Here is an 18,645-nt window from a genome sequence, read left to right as displayed (position 1 = left end):
TGCCGAATGGGCCGCGTTGAGCGGCCCATTTTATTTTCGGGGAAATGCTATGACACCCGTCTTCAAGGTGGCCCTCGACGATCGCGACATCACCGCCAGGATCGCCGACCGGCTGGTATCGCTTGCGGTCACCGATGAAGCCAGCCTCACCAGCGATGTTGCGGAGCTGGTGATCGATGATCGTGACGGCACTGTACCTCTGCCGCCCGAGGGGGCAGAGATGGTCGTCGGGATCGGCTATGCCGAGACCGGCGGTGTCGTCGATCTCGGCCGGTTTCGGGTCGATGAAGTTGAGGTCGAGGGGCCGGAACGGCGGATATCGGTGCGGGCCAAGGCGAGCGACAGCCGGGATCATGCGGCGCTCGGCCGGCTGAAGGTGCAGCGTAGCCGGTCATGGCATCGCACGACGCTGGGGGCGATCGTCGAGACTATCGCCCGGGAACACGGCTTCGATCCGGTGATTGCCGCAGGGCTGCGTGACCAGGCCGTGCCGCATGCCGACCAGACCGAAGAAAGCGACATCGCCTTTCTGACCCGGCTTGCGCGAGACATCGGGGCGATCGCCAAGCCGGCGCATGGCAAGTTGTTGTTCGTGCCCCGCGGCGAGGCACGGGCCGCATCCGGGCAGGCGATACCGGCCATCACGCTGCTGCCGTCCGAGGTGACCGACTGGCGGGTGACCCTGGCCAAGCGGGGGAAGTATGCCGCCGTCGCCGCGACCTGGCGCGATGACGCGACGGCGGAGACCCGCACCGTGACGGCGGGGCAGGGGGAGCCGGTCCACACCCTGCGCCACACCTATGCCGATCCGTCGCAGGCTCAAAGGGCGGCAGCCGCACGCCTCGATGCCTTCCGGCGCGGGGCGGCAACCCTGGATCTGAACCTTCCCGGCCGGCCGGCGCTGGCCGCCGAAACCCGCCTGACCCTTGCCGGCTTCCGTGCCGGTGCCGACGGCGACTGGATCATCAGCCGCGTCGAGCATCGCCTCGATAGCGGCGGCTATGTCTGCGCCCTACAGGCCGAAGTTGCGAAGTCCTGATCAATCACACGAAAAACGAGAAGGAGCGGCCCCGGTGGATGCGCTCGACTGGATCTGGTCCCAACTTCGGCACCTCGCCGATCTCGTGGGCCTGCAACTGTTGGCCGCCTATATCGGCCGGCTGCTCTACCACGTCGGCGAGGTGCAGCAGGGCCGCCGCCGCTGGTGGTCGCGGCATCTCGTGTGGGAATTGATCGCGGCCGTCGGCATCGCCTTGATTGCCGACGGCGTGGCGTCCTGGGCGGGGCTTGTCGAGGGCGAGGTGCGGCTCGCGGTCGTCGTGGGATTGGCGTATCTCGGGCCGCGGGGGGTGCAGGACATTGTCCTGCGTATCGTGGCTGCCCGGACGGGCGGTCGCGCCTGACGCATAGGTGAGTGCATTACGAGGCGAGGAAGATGGATCGTCAGATGCAGTTCTGATAGTTGCCGCGTCCCCACTCGGCAAGGATATCGCCCTGTTTCTGGCGCCGGTCATATTCCTTCAGAACTCCGATCTGGGCTGATGAGCCTTCGGAGGTAGGTATCACTCGGATTTTCCCGAAGACCCATTGGGAACGTCCGCCGAAGCCAGCCGGAAGATAGATATCGATCTTACCTTCCTGACTGTCTTGGTAGATCTGGCCTTCCGGATATATGCCTCCACAAGTGCGGAAGCCTTCGATGAAAGCCCGATAGGTGCTTTCCCACGAGCTGGGATATGCAGCCGCTGTCCAGTGAAAATCACCTTCTGCCAGTTTAGCAGGGGACGTTGCACATCCGGCAAGGACCGCGGCGCCTACGATAACGGCGCTAGCGCGCATATCCGATCTCCTCAACCAGTTCGCAACTATGCTGCGGAAACTTCGAGTTCCGTGCAGTGGCGATCTATTGTCAAGAGAGAATGACATGCAACGGAACTTGGTGGCGGCATTCATGGTGACGATGGAGGCGGAAGGCGGCGACCGCTTCGTCAACCACCCGCAAGACCCCGGCGGCGCCACGAAATGGGGCGTCTCGCTCCGCCTGGCGCGTCGCTTGGGCCTCGATCTCGATCACGATGGCGACGTCGATGCTGATGACATCCGTCTGATCGACGAGGCGGCGGCCCGTGACGTCTTTGAACGGGTGTTCTGGCGGGGCGTCCGCGGCGACGAGTTGCCGGCGGGGCTCGATCTGGCGGCAGCGGATGCCGCCTTTCATCATGGCGAGGGTGCCGCCCGGTGTCTGCTGCAGCGTGCAGCGGGTGTGCGCGTGGATGGCATCCTCGGGCCGATCTCGCTGCGGGCCTGCGCGGCCGATCCGGCCGAAGTGCTGCGCCGGCTTGCGGGTGTGCGGGGCGTCCACATGTCGAAGCTCGACGGTTGGGCGACTTTCGGCGAGGGCTGGATCTCGCGGTTGGTCGATGTTCATGCCGTCGCCAAGGAACTCGCTGCCGGTCGGGCATGACCGGCAGCGAGCCCTCGCTCGGAAGCGCGAGGGCAAGGGCGTACAGCCGCCCATCACCAAGGGGGATGGCCCCTTACGACCGCAACGGCCGTCTCACGACCTCCTCGCCACCACTGCAGCGGCGGGGCATCGTATAGCGATCGTAAAGACCGATGTCCATCACCCGTGTCGCGCCGGCTTCACCACCGGCGCCTTACATCGGCGGGAAGAGCCGCCTCGCTCCTCTCATCATCGACCGAATCAGCGGCGTTCCTCATCGGCTCTATGTCGAGCCGTTTGTAGGGCTCGGCGGGGTCTTCCTGCGTCGACGTCGCACTGTTCAGAAGGAAGTGATCAATGACCTGAACCGCGACATTGCCACCCTCTTCAGGGTGCTACGCCACCACTACCGCGCATTCATGGATGAATGTCGGTATCAGTTGACCAGTCGGGCGGAGTTTGTGCGTCTCCGGCGGTCCGATCCGGAGACGTTGACCGACATTCAGCGCGCGGTGCGGTTCCTCTACCTGCAGCGCCTGGCCTTTGGTGGGCGCCCGACCCGCCCTGTGTTCGGTGTTTCACCTGAGGCGCCGAAGCTCTTTGACGGCGGGGATCTGGAAGCGGCGCTCGACGCAGTTCACCGGCGCCTCTCAGGGGTGGTGATCGAGTGCCTGCCCTGGTCGGATTGCCTGGAGCGGTATGACAACCCCGACGCCCTCTTCTATCTGGATCCGCCTTACTGGGGAACGGAACGGGACTATGGGGCGGCGTTCGACCGAATGGAGTTTGGCAGGATGGCGGAGAAGCTTGCTGCGCTTCGTGGCAGTTTTATCCTGTCGCTCAATGATCGGCCGGAGGTGCGCTCAACCTTCGGACATTTCCGGATCGAGCAGGTCCGGACCACCTACAGCATTGGTCGCGATGCCAATACCGCGGCGGCTGAACTGCTGATCTCCGGTGGCCGCGCTGCTGATAATGAAGGTGTCGGCCGGCTCCTCTGACCTGAACATCATCACCTCTACGAACGGCGCTGCTCACTTTGATCGAGATGGCGCCGTTCGTGTTTCTAGTGGGAAGATCCATGAGCACGATCGAGAACACCATCGACCTGACCCCCCTCGTGGGGCCGGTGCTGGAACTGGTGGCTGCTGCTGTGACCGGTCTTGTCGGTGCGGCGCTCAAGCGGTGGCTTGGGCTGAAGTCCGCGAACGAGATCAGGGCCTATGTGGACGTTGCTGCGCAGAATGCCGCGAAGATCGGAAAGAAGCGGGCTCTTGAAAAGTTCGGTCATCTGGACGATGTGACTGTCCACAATGCCGCATTGGACTTTGGTCTCCGCTACATGGTGGAACTGGTTCCGGACGGTCTCCGGTATCTCAAAATTACGCCTGAGAAGGTCAGAGATCTCGTCGAGGCACGTATGTCGTAGATCGTGCTCTTGACCCTGATCCGTTCTTCGTGTTCACCTCATGTTCTCGTCATCATCAAAAGGACATGGAAATGGAGTTCGGGCTGCGTTTTTACGAACGGACGGCGGAGGGCATGCTCGTCGATCTTGAGCATGACCTGCAAGAGGTCCCCGGTGGGGCGGTTCTGCAGATCGGCGACAAGATGCTGTCCCCCTATCCTGATCAGGTGTCGGGAGAGCGTTGTCTGTGGGTGGTGAAGGAACGGATCTTCAATCCGCGGGACAACATTGGAACGGTGCTGGTCGTCGTTGAGGAGGTTCCTGTGCCTCGGCGGGATCGAGAGGCTATCCTGCATCGCCCGTAGGATCGGGTGTTACAGGTCCCGGACCCGCTGATCCGACTTGTTCTGCAAATCTGCACAGAAGACCGGCTGCCGATCCGGTTTCCGGACCGGCAGCCAACCCATTGAAATATGGCCCCGGATTTTTCACGCGGGGCATGCCTAACGTCCTGGTTCCCATCGTCTGCCATGGGATTCCTAATCCTGGGGTCGCAGGTTCGAATCCTGCCGGGGACGCCAGTTTTTCAAGAGCTTAGATCGTTGTACGTCACGGGCTTTACAGTTTTGCCCGGAGGCGTTTTACAGTCGGGGCGTGTCGGGGCCTCGTTGTGCTCTGACTTTGCTCGGCCGTCGTCCTGTGGATCCGATGCGAATTTGCACGGCGTGGGTGCTTATTCCGTCTCGGCCCGTGCTCCCTCCAGCCGCCTGATTGCCTTCTCCGCCCGCGCCTTCCGATCCGCCTGCCCAATGTACTTCCGCAGGGCAGCCGTGGACTTATGCCCGGTGATCGCCATGATGTCCCGTTCGTCGCAGCCGACATCGGCAAGCATGGTAGCGGCGGTGTGCCGCGCGCCGTGAAAGGTCAGGCCCGGCCGGATCCGGCCCTCTGCCTGCAGCCTGTCGCGCAGGCGAAAGAAGATGGTCTTGAAGCCCTCGACCGTCAAGGGCCTGCCCCGTGCCCCGGTGACGATCATCTCCGATGTCCGGGGCGTTGCGTCCAGGATCTCTTTCAGCCTGCGGTGCACGGGCACCCATATGGGCTCACCGGTCTTACCCTGCCGGGCTTCAAGCCGACCCTCCGCATAGGCCGTCCAGGGCAGCGCGACCACGTCACTCTCCCGCATGCCAGTGTAGACTCCGAGGGCCACGGCGGCCCGAAGCCCGGGTTCAGAGGCGGTGATCATCGCCTCGATTTCTTCCGCGCTCCATGGCCGGTTGCGCACGGGGGCGCAGCGCGGTTTCGCGATCTTGGGGGCTGCGGCCGCCGGATTGATGTCGCAATATCCCCGGGGCTGCCCCCACGAGAAGAGAAGCGAGAGGAACTGCACCACATAGTAGGCGAAGCGCCGCTTGCGGCCCGCATCGCCGGACTCTGGCCGGCGGATGGATATTGTCTGCTGGTGAACTGGCTGGGGCCGACGGAAGAGGCGTTGCAGGGGCAAGAAGCGGCCCGGCTGTTTCTGGCTCGGCTGGCGGCCCATGCCGGCCCCCTGGACCACACGAGCGGGGGCGGTACCGGCTATCGGATCGACCTGGCCTGCCTGGCCGGGTGCCTCAGCCGCGAAAGATCTCTCTGCGGTGATAGCGCAGAAATTCCGGATGCGGCCGGAGATCCGGGAGATCCGGCACCACCAGACGTCGGTCGGGATGGATGATCCGCAGGATCGTGTCCGGCACCCGGCCCCGGTCGAGCAGCAGGCTGTGATCCTCGTCCACCGAGACCAGGCCGTGATCGAACATCCAGTGCAGCGTACCGGTGAGAGCCAGGCCGTTGCGCACCGAATCCGGCCCGTCATCGGCGACCGGCCGGATATGGGCGGCCAACGTGTGTTCTGGCGGGGCGTCCGCGGCGACGAGTTGCCGGCGGGGCTCGATCTGGCGGCAGCGGATGCCGCCTTTCATCATGGCGAGGGTGCGGCCCGGTGTCTGCTGCAGCGTGCGGCGGGTGTGCGCGTGGATGGCATCCTCGGGCCGATCTCGCTGCGGGCCTGCGCGGCCGATCCGGCCGAAGTGCTGCGCCGGCTCGCGGGCGTGCGGGGCGTCTACATGTCGAAGCTCGACGGTTGGGCGACTTTCGGCGAGGGCTGGATCTCGCGGTTGGTCGATGTTCATGCCGTCGCCAAAGGACTTGTCTCTCTGCCGTAGCTGACTGACCGACGACAGACATCATGCACACGAACGGCGCCGCTCGCTTGATCGAGCCGGCGCCGTTCGTGTTTCAGGAGGAAAGATCCATGATCGAGAACGCCATCGACCTGACGCCTCTGATGGGCCCGGTGCGGGATCTGGTGGAGGCGCGGATGCCATGACCACCATGATCGGGGAGGTGCGAACCCTCGTGTCGCCCGGCCAGTAAGAAGCGCTCTCTCCTTTGGCTGAGGCATGCGCCTCCACTTAGGTCAGGCGCAGAACCTGAATTTAGGGGATTGGCTGTTGCGTGCCCCCGCAACCAAGTTTTAAGCAAACGCCGCCCCTGGCCACACGCCGCGGGCGGCGTTGCTGCGTTCAGCACCCCGCGCTGCCGTCGCGCCGGGCAGGGGAGGGCGCAGGCGTCCCTCAAAAACACGGGGAGCGGGGGCGGATCTCCTTGAGCAGGGGCCCTCGCGATCTCTTTCTGTCCATTCTTCCGCCCTGCCTCTTCTCCCTCAGACGGCCGGCAGGTCGAACTGCCACAGCCCTGCCCAGATGACGAACAGCATCAAGCCTGCGCCGATGGCGAAGGCGAGGAGGATATCGGGCAGGCCCAGGCGGCGGTCGCGGACTGCGAGCCCCGCCATCACCAGCGAGGCCGGCTGATAGAGCAGGGTTGCGGTAACGAGGCCCGGGGAATAGCTGTCGGCGATGACGGTCGTTGCCAGGTGAAAGATGAAGTTCCAGAACAGCTGCCCGCTTGCCCAGGCGAGCAGCAGCAGAGCGGAGAGCCGCCTGCGGCTGCGCGCTGCCCACAGGCAGAGCGAGACCAGGATCGCCATGAACAGGGCGTTGTTGCGGAGAAATCCGGCATCGTCCATATCGGCCTGCATGTGCAGGCTCATCCAGGCGGGGAAACCGGCGCCGTATTCCTCGACGATGTGGACGAGGTAGATCACGGGCAGGGCCCACAGGGCGCGATCGAAGGTCGGCATCCGCGATGGCTTTCGGGGCGCGGGCCTGTTTCAGGCCGCAGGCATGGGCGCGGGCAAGGCGGGTTTTTCCGCGGTGCCCGGAAGTGCCGGGGCACCCGGCGCCGCGCCTTGTCCCAGGATGGTGCGCAGCACACGTTCATCGCGGAAATAGGTGAAGTGGATGGTGCCGTCGATCCGGTCCATCAGGCCACCGGGCAGGTCGACGACGATGCGGGTGATGTCGCCGGTTTCGACGGCCGGGCTGTCGACAGGCACCAGACCGGCCGAGAGCAGGTCGCGATCGGCATGGATATCGGTCCAGCCACACCCCGGCCTGCGTTCGACGGCGGCGGCGATCTCCTGGTCCAGCCAGTCGGAGCGGAAGGCGAGAACCGCACCTGGCGACCCGATCGTGACGACCGAGATTTTTTCAAGGTCGGCTGCCCGATACCAGCCGGCGATCAGATCGGTGACGATGAGCGAGCCGAAAGAATGGCCGACGATGATGACCCGGTCGTAACTGCCCGAGGTGAGCGCCTTGGCGAGGCTGGTCTGGACGCGCATGCGCAACCGGGCGCGCAGGCCGGTGATGCCATCGGCTGCGGCATCGCGCAGATAGGCGCGGGTGAAGGCGGCGAGGTCGGCGACGGTCATGACCGGCAGCAGAGGGATGAGGATGGTCAGGGTCGCCGCCCAGGTCGGCGGCAGCTTCGCCACCAGCCAGGCGGCTGCCGCCTGCACATGCTGTCCCACCCAGACCATGGCATCGGAGCCATCGGCCGTGACCGGAGTGGTGGTGGTATCGGCACCGGTTGCCTGCGCCACGATCGAGATCAGCGAAATCAGCCAGAGCACCAGCATGGCCGCGGAGGCGAGATAGCCGACCGCGATATAGAAGGAATAGCGGAAGATCGCCAGCCACATCCGCGGATAGCCGAGCCAGTAGATCAGCAGCGACAGCCCCTGGAACAGGCGGCCGATCGGCCGTTCTTCGGCCGGCGTCGGGATCAGGTCGGACCATGAGGCCTCGTAGACGTCGAGCGTCGCGGGCAGGCCGGTGGTGTCCGAAGGGATGACCGTGAGCGTCGCCTTGTCGGTATCCGATGCGGTCTCGGTCATCGGCATGGTTTCCGACAGGGTCAGGTTCGCGACCAGCACGTCGCGCAGCGTGTTCTTGGGCTTGCGGTAGTATCCCGGCACCAGGATCAGGGCCCAGCTCGTCATGCGTCCTCCCCCGCCATGCGATGTCGACATCGTCTGCGAAGTGTGGATCGGAAGGCACCGGTTGTACAGGCCTCGTCTCCACCTCGCCGCGTATGGCCGCGCGACAGACTGCCGTAACACTGTGCGCTGATATAACCGAATGGTTATGGTGAAGGGCGGCAAACCTCACTTTGAATCGCCGGCCGTCGCTGCCATCGTGAACCCAATGATCGCGCCGGGACCACCCGGCAGCCGGCCCCGGGCCGGACGATGCGACGTTCAGGGGGGATATCGGATGCGCATCTTCATGCGATTGGCTGTGGCGTCGTCGGCGATGCTGATCTCGGCATCGGCGATGGCGGCCGACCAGGTGAAACTGACCGTTCACCATTTCCTGAATCAGATGGCCCCGGCCCAGACCCGGCTGATCGAGCCCTGGGCGAAGCGGGTGGAAGAGGACTCCGGCGGCCGGATCTCGGTCGAGATCTATCCGTCGATGTCGCTGGGCGGCAAGCCCAACCAGCTGTTCCAGCAGGCCGAGGACGGTATCGCCGACATCGTCTGGACGGTGGCGGGCTATACCCCCGGCCGTTTCCCGAAGCTTGAAGTCTTCGAGCTGCCCTTCGTGCATCTGAACGATCCGGTTGCGACCAATCTTGCGATCCGCGACATGCTGGCGACCGACTTTGCCGACGAGTTCAAGACCGTCAAGCCGCTGCTGGTCCATGTCCATGCCGGCCAGACCCTGAACATGGTCGATGCCCCGGTGCGCAGCCCCGCCGATGTTCAGGGCAAGAAGATCCGCATTCCCGGCCGGGTCGGCGGCTGGGTGGTGGAAGCGCTGGGCGGGTCGCCGATCGGCATGCCGGTGCCGGACGTGCCGGCGGCGATTTCCAAACGGGTCATCGACGGAGTGATGGTGCCGTTCGAGGTGGTGCCGTCGCTGAAGCTCGACCAGCTGACCCGCGGCCCCGGCGAGGGTGCCAATGGCGAGCGCTTCGGGACGGCGGTGTTCATTTTCGCCATGAACAAGGCGAAGTATGACGGCCTGCCCGAGGATCTGAAGGCGGTGATCGACCGCAATTCCGGCGCGGATTTCGCCCGGGAGATCGGCAAGGCCTGGCTGGCGGCGGAAGATGTCGGGCGCAAGGCCTATACCGATCGCGGCACCACCATTGCGAAGCTGACGCCTGACGAACTCGCGGCCTTCCGCACCGCGCTGGCGCCGGTCGAGGCCCGCTGGATCGAGGATGTCGCCTCGAAGGGCATCGACGCTGCCGCCCTGGTCGCCCGGGCGCGCGAGCGCGTCGCCGCGCATGGCGAGTGAGATGCATGGCGGGTGAGAGACGCGCGCGAGGGCGTCCGCTGCCGGAACGGGCAGCCCGCCTCTGGGCGCTGGCCGGCGGGGTGGTTCTGGTCGCGGTGATGGCGGTGACGGGAACGAGCATCGTGCTCGACCTCGCCATCCGCCGGCCGATCACCGGGGATTTCGAACTGACCCAGCTGGGCTGCGCGATCGCCGTCTTCGCCTTCCTGCCCTTCGCCCAGCTGATGCGTGCCCATGTCTCGGTGGACCTGTTCATTCAGGCCCTGCGGCCCGGGGTGCAGCGCGGGCTCGACCGGGTGGTGGATGTTCTGATGGCCGGCTTCGCGCTGCTGCTGCTCTGGCGGATGAGCCTGGGCTTTCTTGGCTATTACGCCACCGATTACCCTGAAGTGACGCCGATCCTGCAGATTCCGGTCTGGTGGGCCTTCCCGCCGATCCTGACGTCGCTGCTGCTCTGGGCCGTGGTGGCGGCCTGGATGGCGGCGGGCGGGCGGCCTGCGGGCGGGATCGACGGTGATGGCGTCACGGCCGGCGGCGCGGGAGGGCATTGATCCTATGGGCCCGATCGAGACCGGCATTGCCGGCATGGTCATCATGTTCGTGATGATCGCCCTCAGGGTGCCGATCGCGCTGGCCATGGCGCTGGTCGGCGCCGGCGGCACGGTGGTGCTGTCGGGAGAAACCATCCTGCTTCGGCAGTTGCAGACCCTCGCCTTCGACCAGTTCTCGCTCTACGACCTCAGCGTGGTGCCGTTCTTCATCCTGATGGGCCAGTTCGCCGGCCGCTCGGGCCTGTCGGGTGACCTGTTCGCCGGCGTCAATGCCTGGATCGGCCGGATGCGCGGCGGGGTCGCCATGGCGGCGATCGGTGCCTGCGCCGGGTTCGGCGCGGTCTGCGGCTCGTCGCTTGCCACGGCATCGACCATGGGTCAGGTGGCGCTGCCGGAACTCCGCCGGCTGGGCTATGCCCCGGCCCTTGCGACCGGCACGCTGGCGGCCGGCGGCACGCTCGGCATCCTGATCCCGCCCTCGGTGGTGCTGGTGATCTATGCGGTGACGGTGGAAAGCAATATCGTCACCATGTTCGGCGCCGCTCTGGTGCCCGGGCTGATCGCGGTGGCCTTCTTTCTTGCGGTCATCCGCATCCAGGTGCTGCTGAAGCCGGAACTGGGACCGCCTGCGGCACCGGTGGCCTGGCCCGAGAAGCTGCGGCTGACCCTGCGTCTGGCGCCGGTGCTCGTGGTTTTCGGGGTGGTGATCGGGGGCATCTATATCGGCCTGTTCAACCCCACACCGGCCGCCGCGGTGGGGGCATTGCTGGTCGGGCTCTACGGGATCGGCCTGCGGCTCAGCGGGCGGGGCGGCCTCGGCATCGGCGGGCTCAAAGCCGCCGTGCTGGAGACGGCGCTGTCCACCGCCATGATCTACCTGATCCTGTTCGGCGCGGCCCTGCTGCAGATCTTCCTTGCCCGGTCGGGCCTGCCGCAGGCCGGGGCGGCCCTGGTGCGGGAGAGTACGCTCGACCCCTATCTGATCCTGGTCGCGATCCTGGCTCTGCTGATCCTGCTCGGCTGCCTGATGGATTCCCTGAGCATGATCCTGCTTGCCATTCCGTTCCTGTGGCCGGTGGTGGCGGGGCTCGATTTCGGCCTCACGCCCGAGGATCAGAAGGTCTGGTTCGGCATCATCGCCCTGGTGGTGGTTGAGCTGGGGCTGATCACGCCGCCGGTCGGGCTCAATGTCTTCATCATCAACGGCCTGGCCCGCGACGTGCCGATGCGTGAGACCTTCCGTGGCGTGATGCCGTTCTTTGCCGCCGAGATCGTCCGCGTGTCACTGCTGGTGGCCGTGCCGGCGATCACGCTGACCCTGCCGCGACTGTTGGGGTATTGAGCAGATGGACCAGTTCCTCTTCCGCATCCGCCGCCCGCAGATCCGCCGCCACATCGCGGATCGCGTCGATCAACAGGCGCAGCACCGGCGTCGGCGGCTGGTCGGCACGGGTGGTGAGACCGACGGGCCCGCTGGTGTCGCCGGTATCCAGACGCAGTTCGCGCAGCTGGCCCTCGACGATGTCGCGGGCGACGACACCCCGCGAGATGATCCAGACCGCATCCGACTGCCGGACATAGCTGCGGCCGAAGGTGCCGGAGACGGTTTCGATCGCACCGTCGATCCGGCGGATGCCGGCCGCGATCAGAAAACGGTCCACCACCGGCCGGATGATCGAGCCGGGCGGCGGCACGATCAGCGGGAAGGCGGCCACCGCCCGCGGGTCGGGGACCGGGTGGTCGAGCAGCGGATGGCCGGGGCGGACGGCGAAGGTGACCCGCTCGGAATAGAGATGTTCGAAGCTGAGCCCGGTCATCGCCTCCGGTTCGGCCAGCCGCCCGACGACCAGATCGAGTTCGCCGATCCTGAGCTGGGCCAGCAGCAGGGTATTCGGCCCGTCGACGACGCGCACGGTTGCCCGCGCCCCGCCGGCGCCGAACCGCCGGACCGCCGTGGGCATCACCTGGGCTGCGACGGTGGGCAGGGCGCCGATGCGCAGAAGCTCGCCGCCGCCGCCGGTGCGGGCACGGGCGATGGCATCCACGCCGTCACTGAGGGCGGTCACCGCCGTGCCGGCATGGTTCAGGAACAGGCGGCCGAAGGGTGTGAGGGTCAGGCCGCGGCGGCCGCGGTCGAACAGCCGGGCGTCCAGCACCTCTTCCAGCTCGCGGAGCGTCTTCGAGACTGCCGGCTGGGTGATCGCCAGGCTGTCGGCGGCGGCCATCACGCTGCGCAGCCGCGCCACTTCCAGGAAACATGTCAGATGCCGGAACTTGATGCGCCGGTCGATCATGTGCCCGCCTCTCCCTTCATGCACCCCCCGATCATCCTACACGAGCCCGGGCAGATGCGGGGCCATATGACGGAGACCGGCCATGTCCGATCCGCGTGACGTCGTGGGGGAGGCGATGCGCCGCCGGGTGCTGGGCGATGCCCATGTCGACCGGGCCCGCCGCAACATGTCGGCTTTCGACGCACCGTTTCAGGATTTCATCACCCGCGGCGCCTGGGGCGATGTCTGGAGCCGGCCGCACCTGACCCCGCGCGAGCGGTCGATGCTGACCATCACCCTGCTGGCGGCGCTGGGCCATCACGACGAGATGGCGATGCATGTCCGCGCCACGGCCAATACCGGTGCCAGTGCTGCGGATGTGCAGGAGGCGCTGCTGCATGTGGCGGTCTATGCCGGGGTTCCGGCGGCCAACACCGCCTTTGCCATCGCCAAACGGGTGCTGGCCGAGATGACGGCGGGGGCCTCCGCCGATGAAGAGGGAGGGCAGGACAGGTGACCGGAAAGATTTCCCCCCGCGACTGGTCCGCCCAGCCGCCCTATCTGGCGCCCGATTACAAATCGACCCTGCTGCGGGCGCCGTCGAAACCGCTGATCCCGATCCCGCACGGGCTGATGGAGGCGACCGCCCCGGTCTTCGGCCATGATGCGGTCGGGCCGCTGGACCATGATCTGACCCGCAACGGCCGCGTCAATGGCGAGCCGCTGGGTGAGCGGATCGTGGTGACCGGCCGGGTGCTGGACGACGCCGGCCGGCCGGTGCCGGAGACGCTGATCGAGATCTGGCAGGCCAATGCCGCCGGGCGCTATGTCCATGCGGCCGATGCCCATGATGCGCCGCTCGACCCGAATTTCACCGGGGCCGGCCGGGTGGTGACCGATGGCGAAGGCCGCTATGTCTTCACGACGGTCAAGCCCGGCGCCTATCCCTGGCGCAACCATGCCAATGCCTGGCGGCCCAACCACATCCATCTGTCGCTGTTCGGGCGCAGCTTCGCCAGCCGGCTGGTGACCCAGATGTATTTCCCGGGCGACCCGCTGCTGGCGCTGGACCCGATCTTCCAGGCGACCGCCGATGCCGGGGCGCGGGACCGGCTGGTGGCGCGATTCGATATCGGCGTCACGCAGCCGGAATTCGCCCTGGGCTATGTGTTCGACATCGTGCTGCGGGGCGCGATGGCCACGCCGATGGAGGATTGAGGCGATGCGCAACAGCCTGATCCAGACGCCGTCGCAGACCGTGGGGCCGTTCTTCGCCTATGGGCTGACGGCACGCCAGTACGGCTACAAGGGCGGCCAGATCGCCGATGCGGTGATCGCCGACGAAACCTGCCCGGGCGAGCGGATCGTGATCACCGGCCGGGTGCTGGATGGCGCCGGGGCGGCGATCGAGGATGCCCTGATCGAGATCTGGCAATGCGATGCCGCGGGCCGGGTGGCGGGGCCGGACACGCCCGGCTTCCGGGGCTTCGGCCGCTGCGGCACCGGCATCGATCCCGAGCGGCGCTTCCGGTTCGAGACCGTGCGGCCGGGCGTGGCCGCGGGCGAGGGCGGCGCACCGCATCTGTCGGTGATCCTGTTCATGCGCGGGCTGCTGAGCCACGCCTTCACCCGGATCTATTTCCCCGAGGACATCGCGGCGCTGGCGGCCGATCCCGTGCTGGCCCTGGTGCCGGAGGCGCGGCGGGAAACGCTCGTGGCACGGCGGCTGGCGGTCCCGGGCCTGCCTGCCTACGGCTTCGACATCCGCATGCAGGGCGATGGCGAGACGGTGTTCTTCGATGTCTGAGCACGATGCAGATGTCGGGCTCTTTACGGGCTCCGTGCTGTTCGGCGGACTGTGGTCGGACGGCGAGGTGGCGGCCCTGCTGTCGGACCGGGCGCTGATCGGCGCGATGCTGGAGGTGGAGGCGGTGCTGGCCGAGGCGGGGGCTGCGGCCGGGCTGATCCCCGCGGCGGCGGCCGGGCGGATCGCCGGTGCAGCCCGTGGGCTCGACATCGATCCGGCCAGGCTGGCGGCGGCCACGGCACGGGACGGCGTGCCGGTCCCGGCGCTGGTGCAGAGCCTGCGGCAGGCGGTGACAGAGGATGCGGCCGGCTTCGTCCATCTGGGGGCGACCAGCCAGGATATCCTGGACAGTGCGATGATGCGCCAGGCCGCCCTGGCCCTGGCGGTGATCGACCGGCGGCTGGCCCGGCTGGTTGCGCGGCTTGCCGGGCTGGCGGACGGGCATCGGGCGACGATGATGGCCGGGCGGACGCGGGGGCAGATCGCCGTGCCCCTGCCGCTGGGCCTGAGGATCGCCGGTTGGCTGGCGCCGCTGATCCGCCATCGCCGGCGTCTGGAAGAACTGAAACCCCGGCTGCTGGTGGCGACCCTGGGCGGGCCGGTGGGCAGTCTTTCGGGCCTCGATCCCGAGGCGGGAGCACGGCTGGAGGCGGCATTCGCCGCCCGGCTGGGCCTTGCCCTGCCACCGATGCCGGGCCATGCCCAGCGCGACGGCGTGGCGGAGCTGGGAAGCTGGCTGTCGCTGCTGGCGGGGGCGCTGGGCAAGATCGGCGCCGATCTGCTGATCATGGCGCGGAGCGAGATCGCAGAGGTGCGGCTCGGCGGCGCTGGCGGCTCTTCGGCCATGCCGCACAAGCGCAACCCGGTGCGGGCGGAGCTGCTGGTTGCGGCGGCACGCGAAGTCTCGGGCCGGCTGGGGGTGCTGCACGGCGCGCTGATCCATGGCGAGGAACGCGACGGCGCCGCCTGGACGGTGGAGTGGCAGAGCTGGCCGGCCATGGCGGTGACAACCGCGGCCGCGCTGAACCATGCCGCGGGGCTGCTGGACGATCTGGAGATCGATCCGGCCGCGATACAGGCGCGGGCGGGAGATGGCGGAGATCGTGGGTCGGCCGACCGGTTCATCGACCGGGTGATCGCCGATGCGGCGTCTTCAGACGGCGGGGTTTCGGGCGGCAGGCTTTCGGGGGAGGGGGAGGATGCGTGAACGCACCCAGGTTGCGATCATCGGTGCCGGGCCGGCGGGGCTGCTGCTGGGCCAGCTGCTCCAGACCCACGGTATCGCCTCGGTGATCCTGGAACGGCGGAGCCGGGCCTATTGCGAGGGCCGGATCCGGGCCGGCGTGCTGGAACAGGGCACGGTGGATCTGCTGCAGGAGGCCGGTGTCGCAGACAGGCTGCACCGGGAAGGGCTGGTACATGGCGGCATCCATATCTCGCTGGACGGCCGGCGGGTGCATGTCGATCTGGCCGGCCGTGCCGGCGGGCGCCATGTGACGGTCTATGGCCAGACCGAGGTGGTGAAGGACCTGATCCGCGCCCGGCTGGATGTTCCCGGCGCCCTGCATTTCGAGGCGGAAGAGGTGATGCCGCAGGGCTTCGACGGCCCGGCACCTTTCGTCACCTGGCGCGATGCCGAAGGCCGGAGCCGGCGGCTGGACTGCGACGTGATCGCCGGCTGCGACGGCTTTCACGGTGTCGCGCGCCAATGCCTGCCCGGGGATGCGCTGACCACGCATGAGCGGGTCTATCCCTTCGCCTGGCTGGGCATCCTGGCCGAGGCGCCGCCGGTGATGGACGAACTGATCTATGCCCGCCATGCCCGCGGCTTCGCGCTCTACAGCATGCGCTCGCCCAGCATCGTGCGGCATTACGTGCAATGCGCGCCCGAAACCGACCCTGCCACCTGGCCGGATGCGCGGATCTGGGCGGAACTGCGCGCCAGGCTGGGGGACGAGGATGGCGCGCGGCTGACCGAGGGGCGGGTGCTGGAGAAGGGGGTCACGCCGATGCGCAGCTTCGTGGCCGAACCGCTGCGCCATGGCAGGCTGTTCCTGGCCGGCGATGCCGCCCATATCGTGCCGCCGACCGGTGCCAAGGGATTGAACCTGGCGGCGGGCGACGTGCACTACCTGACCCGTGCCCTGGTCGACTGGTACGGGGGCGGCGGCGAGGCGGCGCTGGATGGCTATTCGGCCCGGGCCCTGGCGCGGGTGTGGAAGGCGCAGCGCTTCTCGTGGTGGATGACCGCGATGCTGCATGATTTCGGTCCCGCGGCCTCTACCTTCGATGCCGGCCTGCGGCGGGCGGAACTTGAATACCTGCTGTCGTCGGAAGCCGCCCTCACCACGCTTGCCGAGAATTATGTCGGCCTGCCGTTCTGACCCTCTTCCCGGTTCCGCCCTGCCATGCGGCCCGGGCGCGGCAGCCATGCCGAGCTGCATCTGCCGCAGCCGGGCCCGGCTCCGCTATCGTTCGCGCATCAGGCCGATCTCCTGGCCTGCGGACGGGGAGTGGGACGGCCATGGGACTGATCACCCTGGTGCTGGTGATGCTGCTGGCGGTGGTGGCGAGCGGATTCCTGGTCAGACTGTTGCCGGTTCCCGTGCCGCTGCCGCTGGTGCAGATTGCCCTTGGTGCCGGTATTGCCGCGGTGGCCGATCTCGGCATCGTGCTCTCGCCCGAGGTGTTCTTTCTGCTGTTCCTGCCGCCGTTGCTGTTTCTGGACGGCTGGCGGATTCCGAAGCCGGGGCTGTTCCGCGATTACGGGGCGATCCTGCAACTGGCGCTCGGGCTGGTGGTGTTCACCGTGCTCGGCATGGGTTTCTTCATCCACTGGATGATCCCGACCATGCCGTTGGAGGTGGCCTTTGCGCTGGCCGCCGTGCTCTCGCCCACCGATCCGATCGCGGTCACGGCCATCGCCGCCCGCAGCCCGCTGCCGGCACGGGTGATGCATGTGCTGGAAGGCGAATCCCTGCTCAACGACGCCTCGGGCCTGGTCTGCCTGCGCTTCGCGGTGGCGGCGCTGCTGACCGGCAGCTTCTCGATGCCGGATGCCCTGCTGACCTTTGCACAGCTGGCGCTGGGCGGGCTTGCCACCGGCGTGCTGATCACGCTGGGGGCCACCTGGGTCAAGGGCCGGATCAGCCGCCATGCCGGCGAGGAACCGGGTATCGAGGTGCTGATCAGCCTGCTGATCCCCTTCGGTGCCTGGCTGGTGGCGGACCGGCTGGGCGTGTCGCCGATCCTGGCGGCGGTGGCCGCCGGCATCACCATGTCCCATGCCGAGATCCGCGGCCAGGTTCAGGCGATCACCCGGGTGCGGCGCAACGCCGTCTGGGACACGGTGCAGTTTGCCGTGAACGGCGTGATCTTCGTGCTGATGGGCGAGCAGCTGCCGGCGATCCTGTCGGGGGCCGTCACCGCAGTGCGCGAGACCGGCCATCACGAGGCCTGGTGGCTGGCGGTCTATGTGCTGGCGATTACGGCCGGGCTTGCGGCGCTGCGCTGGCTCTGGGTCTATGTCTCGCTGCGCGTGACCCTGCTGCGCCGGCACGAGGGGGCGCCGCTGTCGCGCGGCACCATCCATCGGCTGGTGGGGGCAATGACGCTGGCGGGCGTGCGCGGAGCGATCACCCTTGCCGGCATCCTGACCCTGCCGTTGATGCTGAATCACAAAACCGCCTTTCCGGCGCGTGATCTTGCCATCTTCCTGGCGGCGGGGGTGATCCTGGCCTCGCTGATCGCAGCGGCGATCGGCCTGCCGCGGGTGCTGAGGGGGCTGGCGCCGGATGTGCTGGCGGAACCTGACCGCGCGGCCGACCGCATCCGGGCGGCGGCGGCGCGGGCGGCGATCCTGGCGGTGGAGCGCGCCCAGCACGAGATGTCGGCCGGGCGTACCGATGCCGATCTGCATGCCGCCGTGGCGGCCCGGGTGATGGAGCTGTACCGCCGCCGGCTGGATGCCGACAGCCCGGATGCGACCACGGCGGATCTGTTCCGCCGCACCGACGAGATCGAACGCCGGCTGCGGCTGGCGGGGCTGAGGGCCGAGCGGGCGGAGATCTTCCGCATCGCCCGGGCCCGCGAGATCGACGACGACCTGGCGCGCCGGCTGGTGCGCGAGATCGACCTGATGGAGGCCCGCTATCTGGCATAGACGCCGGGGGCCGGCTTATTTGGTGAAGAAGCAGTAGCAGCCATTGGTGAACATGCACCAGGGCGAGCCGGCGCCCGCGACCTGGTCCAGCGCCTGATCGTCGAGTTCGTCATCCGGGCGGCCATCGGCGGCGCGGGCCTGGAACTGGCGCTCGATTTCCGCGGCGTCGAGATCGAGCCCGTTCGCGCGGGCAATGTCTTCCAGCCGGTGCGCGGCGGCGCCGATATCGCCACCCTCGCTCAGCAGGTCGGGGTTGGACTGGATGATGTCCTTCAGCTTGTCGAAATCCTGGCTCATGGCGGTTG

24 protein-coding genes are annotated in these 18,645 nt (G+C 67.5%); 17 read left to right on the top strand and 7 right to left on the bottom strand.

What is annotated here, in order from left to right:
* Positions 1–49: 49 nt before the first annotated feature.
* The gene (locus P7L68_RS19460) at positions 50–1,039 is read left to right on the top strand and encodes a contractile injection system protein, VgrG/Pvc8 family (protein WP_372000873.1); all 990 of its coding nucleotides are present in this window, start codon (positions 50–52) and stop codon (positions 1,037–1,039) included.
* 34 nt (positions 1,040–1,073) lie between these two features.
* Positions 1,074–1,403 carry a phage holin family protein gene (locus P7L68_RS19455; protein ID WP_372000871.1) on the top strand — a complete coding sequence of 110 codons (330 nt, stop codon included), beginning with the start codon at positions 1,074–1,076 and terminating at the stop codon, positions 1,401–1,403.
* 40 nt (positions 1,404–1,443) lie between these two features.
* Here P7L68_RS19455 and P7L68_RS19450 read toward each other — a convergent pair whose 3' ends face one another.
* Positions 1,444–1,839: a hypothetical protein gene (locus P7L68_RS19450; RefSeq protein ID WP_372000869.1), complete on the bottom strand. Its 396-nt coding sequence runs from the start codon at positions 1,837–1,839 to the stop codon at positions 1,444–1,446.
* Positions 1,840–1,924: 85 nt separating this feature from the next.
* Here P7L68_RS19450 and P7L68_RS19445 point away from each other — a divergent pair, with 85 nt between their 5' ends.
* The 4 genes from P7L68_RS19445 (at position 1,925) to P7L68_RS19430 (ending at position 4,216) form a co-directional block, all read left to right on the top strand.
* On the top strand, positions 1,925–2,464 hold the full coding sequence (locus P7L68_RS19445) for a glycosyl hydrolase 108 family protein (RefSeq protein ID WP_372000868.1): 540 nt from the start codon (positions 1,925–1,927) through the stop codon (positions 2,462–2,464).
* Positions 2,465–2,622: 158 nt separating this feature from the next.
* Positions 2,623–3,444: a DNA adenine methylase gene (locus tag P7L68_RS19440; RefSeq protein WP_372006890.1), complete on the top strand. Its 822-nt coding sequence runs from the start codon at positions 2,623–2,625 to the stop codon at positions 3,442–3,444.
* An 80-nt stretch (positions 3,445–3,524) separates the two neighbouring features.
* Entirely contained in the window at positions 3,525–3,872 is a 348-nt protein-coding gene (locus P7L68_RS19435; protein ID WP_372000866.1) for a hypothetical protein, read from the top strand.
* Positions 3,873–3,943: 71 nt separating this feature from the next.
* The gene (locus tag P7L68_RS19430; protein ID WP_372000864.1) at positions 3,944–4,216 is read left to right on the top strand and encodes a hypothetical protein; all 273 of its coding nucleotides are present in this window, start codon (positions 3,944–3,946) and stop codon (positions 4,214–4,216) included.
* 368 nt (positions 4,217–4,584) lie between these two features.
* Here P7L68_RS19430 and P7L68_RS19425 read toward each other — a convergent pair whose 3' ends face one another.
* Complete coding sequence (locus P7L68_RS19425) at positions 4,585–5,394, bottom strand: tyrosine-type recombinase/integrase (protein WP_372000863.1); 810 nt, start codon at positions 5,392–5,394, stop codon at positions 4,585–4,587.
* 73 nt (positions 5,395–5,467) lie between these two features.
* Positions 5,468–5,737 carry an HNH endonuclease gene (locus tag P7L68_RS19420; protein WP_372000862.1) on the bottom strand — a complete coding sequence of 90 codons (270 nt, stop codon included), beginning with the start codon at positions 5,735–5,737 and terminating at the stop codon, positions 5,468–5,470.
* Between P7L68_RS19420 and P7L68_RS19415 the strand changes: the two genes are divergently transcribed.
* Complete coding sequence (locus P7L68_RS19415) at positions 5,726–6,058, top strand: hypothetical protein (protein ID WP_372000860.1); 333 nt, start codon at positions 5,726–5,728, stop codon at positions 6,056–6,058. The two genes, P7L68_RS19420 and P7L68_RS19415, sit on opposite strands and share 12 nt — an antisense overlap.
* Positions 6,059–6,081: 23 nt before the next feature.
* Positions 6,082–6,222: a hypothetical protein gene (locus tag P7L68_RS19410; RefSeq protein WP_372000858.1), complete on the top strand. Its 141-nt coding sequence runs from the start codon at positions 6,082–6,084 to the stop codon at positions 6,220–6,222.
* A 336-nt stretch (positions 6,223–6,558) separates the two neighbouring features.
* On the opposite strand, the gene P7L68_RS19405 is transcribed toward P7L68_RS19410, so the two are convergent.
* Positions 6,559–7,038 (bottom strand): HXXEE domain-containing protein, encoded by a 480-nt coding sequence (locus P7L68_RS19405; protein ID WP_372000857.1) that lies wholly within the window; start codon positions 7,036–7,038, stop codon positions 6,559–6,561.
* Positions 7,039–7,068: 30 nt separating this feature from the next.
* A complete protein-coding gene (locus P7L68_RS19400; protein ID WP_372000855.1) occupies positions 7,069–8,241 on the bottom strand; it encodes a hypothetical protein in 1,173 nt (390 codons plus the stop codon).
* Positions 8,242–8,515: 274 nt separating this feature from the next.
* Between P7L68_RS19400 and P7L68_RS19395 the strand changes: the two genes are divergently transcribed.
* The 3 genes from P7L68_RS19395 to P7L68_RS19385 are packed head-to-tail and all read left to right on the top strand — an operon-like array spanning position 8,516 to position 11,440.
* Positions 8,516–9,547 carry a TRAP transporter substrate-binding protein gene (locus P7L68_RS19395; RefSeq protein ID WP_372000853.1) on the top strand — a complete coding sequence of 344 codons (1,032 nt, stop codon included), beginning with the start codon at positions 8,516–8,518 and terminating at the stop codon, positions 9,545–9,547.
* A gap of 5 nt (positions 9,548–9,552) precedes the next feature.
* Entirely contained in the window at positions 9,553–10,098 is a 546-nt protein-coding gene (locus P7L68_RS19390) for a TRAP transporter small permease (RefSeq protein WP_372000852.1), read from the top strand.
* A 4-nt stretch (positions 10,099–10,102) separates the two neighbouring features.
* A complete protein-coding gene (locus P7L68_RS19385) occupies positions 10,103–11,440 on the top strand; it encodes a TRAP transporter large permease (protein ID WP_372000851.1) in 1,338 nt (445 codons plus the stop codon).
* Here the strand turns inward: P7L68_RS19385 and pcaQ are convergent.
* Complete coding sequence (pcaQ, locus tag P7L68_RS19380) at positions 11,406–12,392, bottom strand: pca operon transcription factor PcaQ (RefSeq protein ID WP_372000849.1); 987 nt, start codon at positions 12,390–12,392, stop codon at positions 11,406–11,408. The two genes, P7L68_RS19385 and pcaQ, sit on opposite strands and share 35 nt — an antisense overlap.
* A gap of 82 nt (positions 12,393–12,474) precedes the next feature.
* Here pcaQ and pcaC point away from each other — a divergent pair, with 82 nt between their 5' ends.
* The 6 genes from pcaC (at position 12,475) to P7L68_RS19350 (ending at position 18,340) form a co-directional block, all read left to right on the top strand.
* A complete protein-coding gene (gene pcaC, locus P7L68_RS19375; protein WP_372000848.1) occupies positions 12,475–12,888 on the top strand; it encodes a 4-carboxymuconolactone decarboxylase in 414 nt (137 codons plus the stop codon).
* Positions 12,885–13,589: a protocatechuate 3,4-dioxygenase subunit beta gene (gene pcaH, locus P7L68_RS19370; RefSeq protein WP_372000847.1), complete on the top strand. Its 705-nt coding sequence runs from the start codon at positions 12,885–12,887 to the stop codon at positions 13,587–13,589. The genes pcaC and pcaH overlap by 4 nt, the downstream gene beginning before the upstream one ends.
* Positions 13,590–13,593: 4 nt before the next feature.
* Entirely contained in the window at positions 13,594–14,178 is a 585-nt protein-coding gene (pcaG, locus tag P7L68_RS19365; protein ID WP_372000845.1) for a protocatechuate 3,4-dioxygenase subunit alpha, read from the top strand.
* Positions 14,171–15,385, top strand: a complete 1,215-nt coding sequence (locus P7L68_RS19360) for a lyase family protein (protein WP_372000843.1) — start codon at positions 14,171–14,173, stop codon at positions 15,383–15,385. The genes pcaG and P7L68_RS19360 overlap by 8 nt, the downstream gene beginning before the upstream one ends.
* A complete protein-coding gene (gene pobA, locus P7L68_RS19355; protein WP_372000841.1) occupies positions 15,378–16,562 on the top strand; it encodes a 4-hydroxybenzoate 3-monooxygenase in 1,185 nt (394 codons plus the stop codon). The genes P7L68_RS19360 and pobA overlap by 8 nt, the downstream gene beginning before the upstream one ends.
* A 140-nt stretch (positions 16,563–16,702) precedes the next feature.
* Entirely contained in the window at positions 16,703–18,340 is a 1,638-nt protein-coding gene (locus P7L68_RS19350) for a Na+/H+ antiporter (RefSeq protein WP_372000840.1), read from the top strand.
* 15 nt (positions 18,341–18,355) lie between these two features.
* On the opposite strand, the gene P7L68_RS19345 is transcribed toward P7L68_RS19350, so the two are convergent.
* Positions 18,356–18,637: a Nif11-like leader peptide family natural product precursor gene (locus tag P7L68_RS19345; protein ID WP_372000839.1), complete on the bottom strand. Its 282-nt coding sequence runs from the start codon at positions 18,635–18,637 to the stop codon at positions 18,356–18,358.
* Positions 18,638–18,645: the final 8 nt, after the last annotated feature.

The organism is Tistrella mobilis (assembly GCF_041468085.1).
In the GTDB taxonomy this organism is placed as follows: domain Bacteria; phylum Pseudomonadota; class Alphaproteobacteria; order Tistrellales; family Tistrellaceae; genus Tistrella; species Tistrella mobilis_A.
The sequence above is the reverse complement of the archived record's forward strand: the minus strand, read 5'-3'. Positions and strand labels throughout refer to the sequence as shown.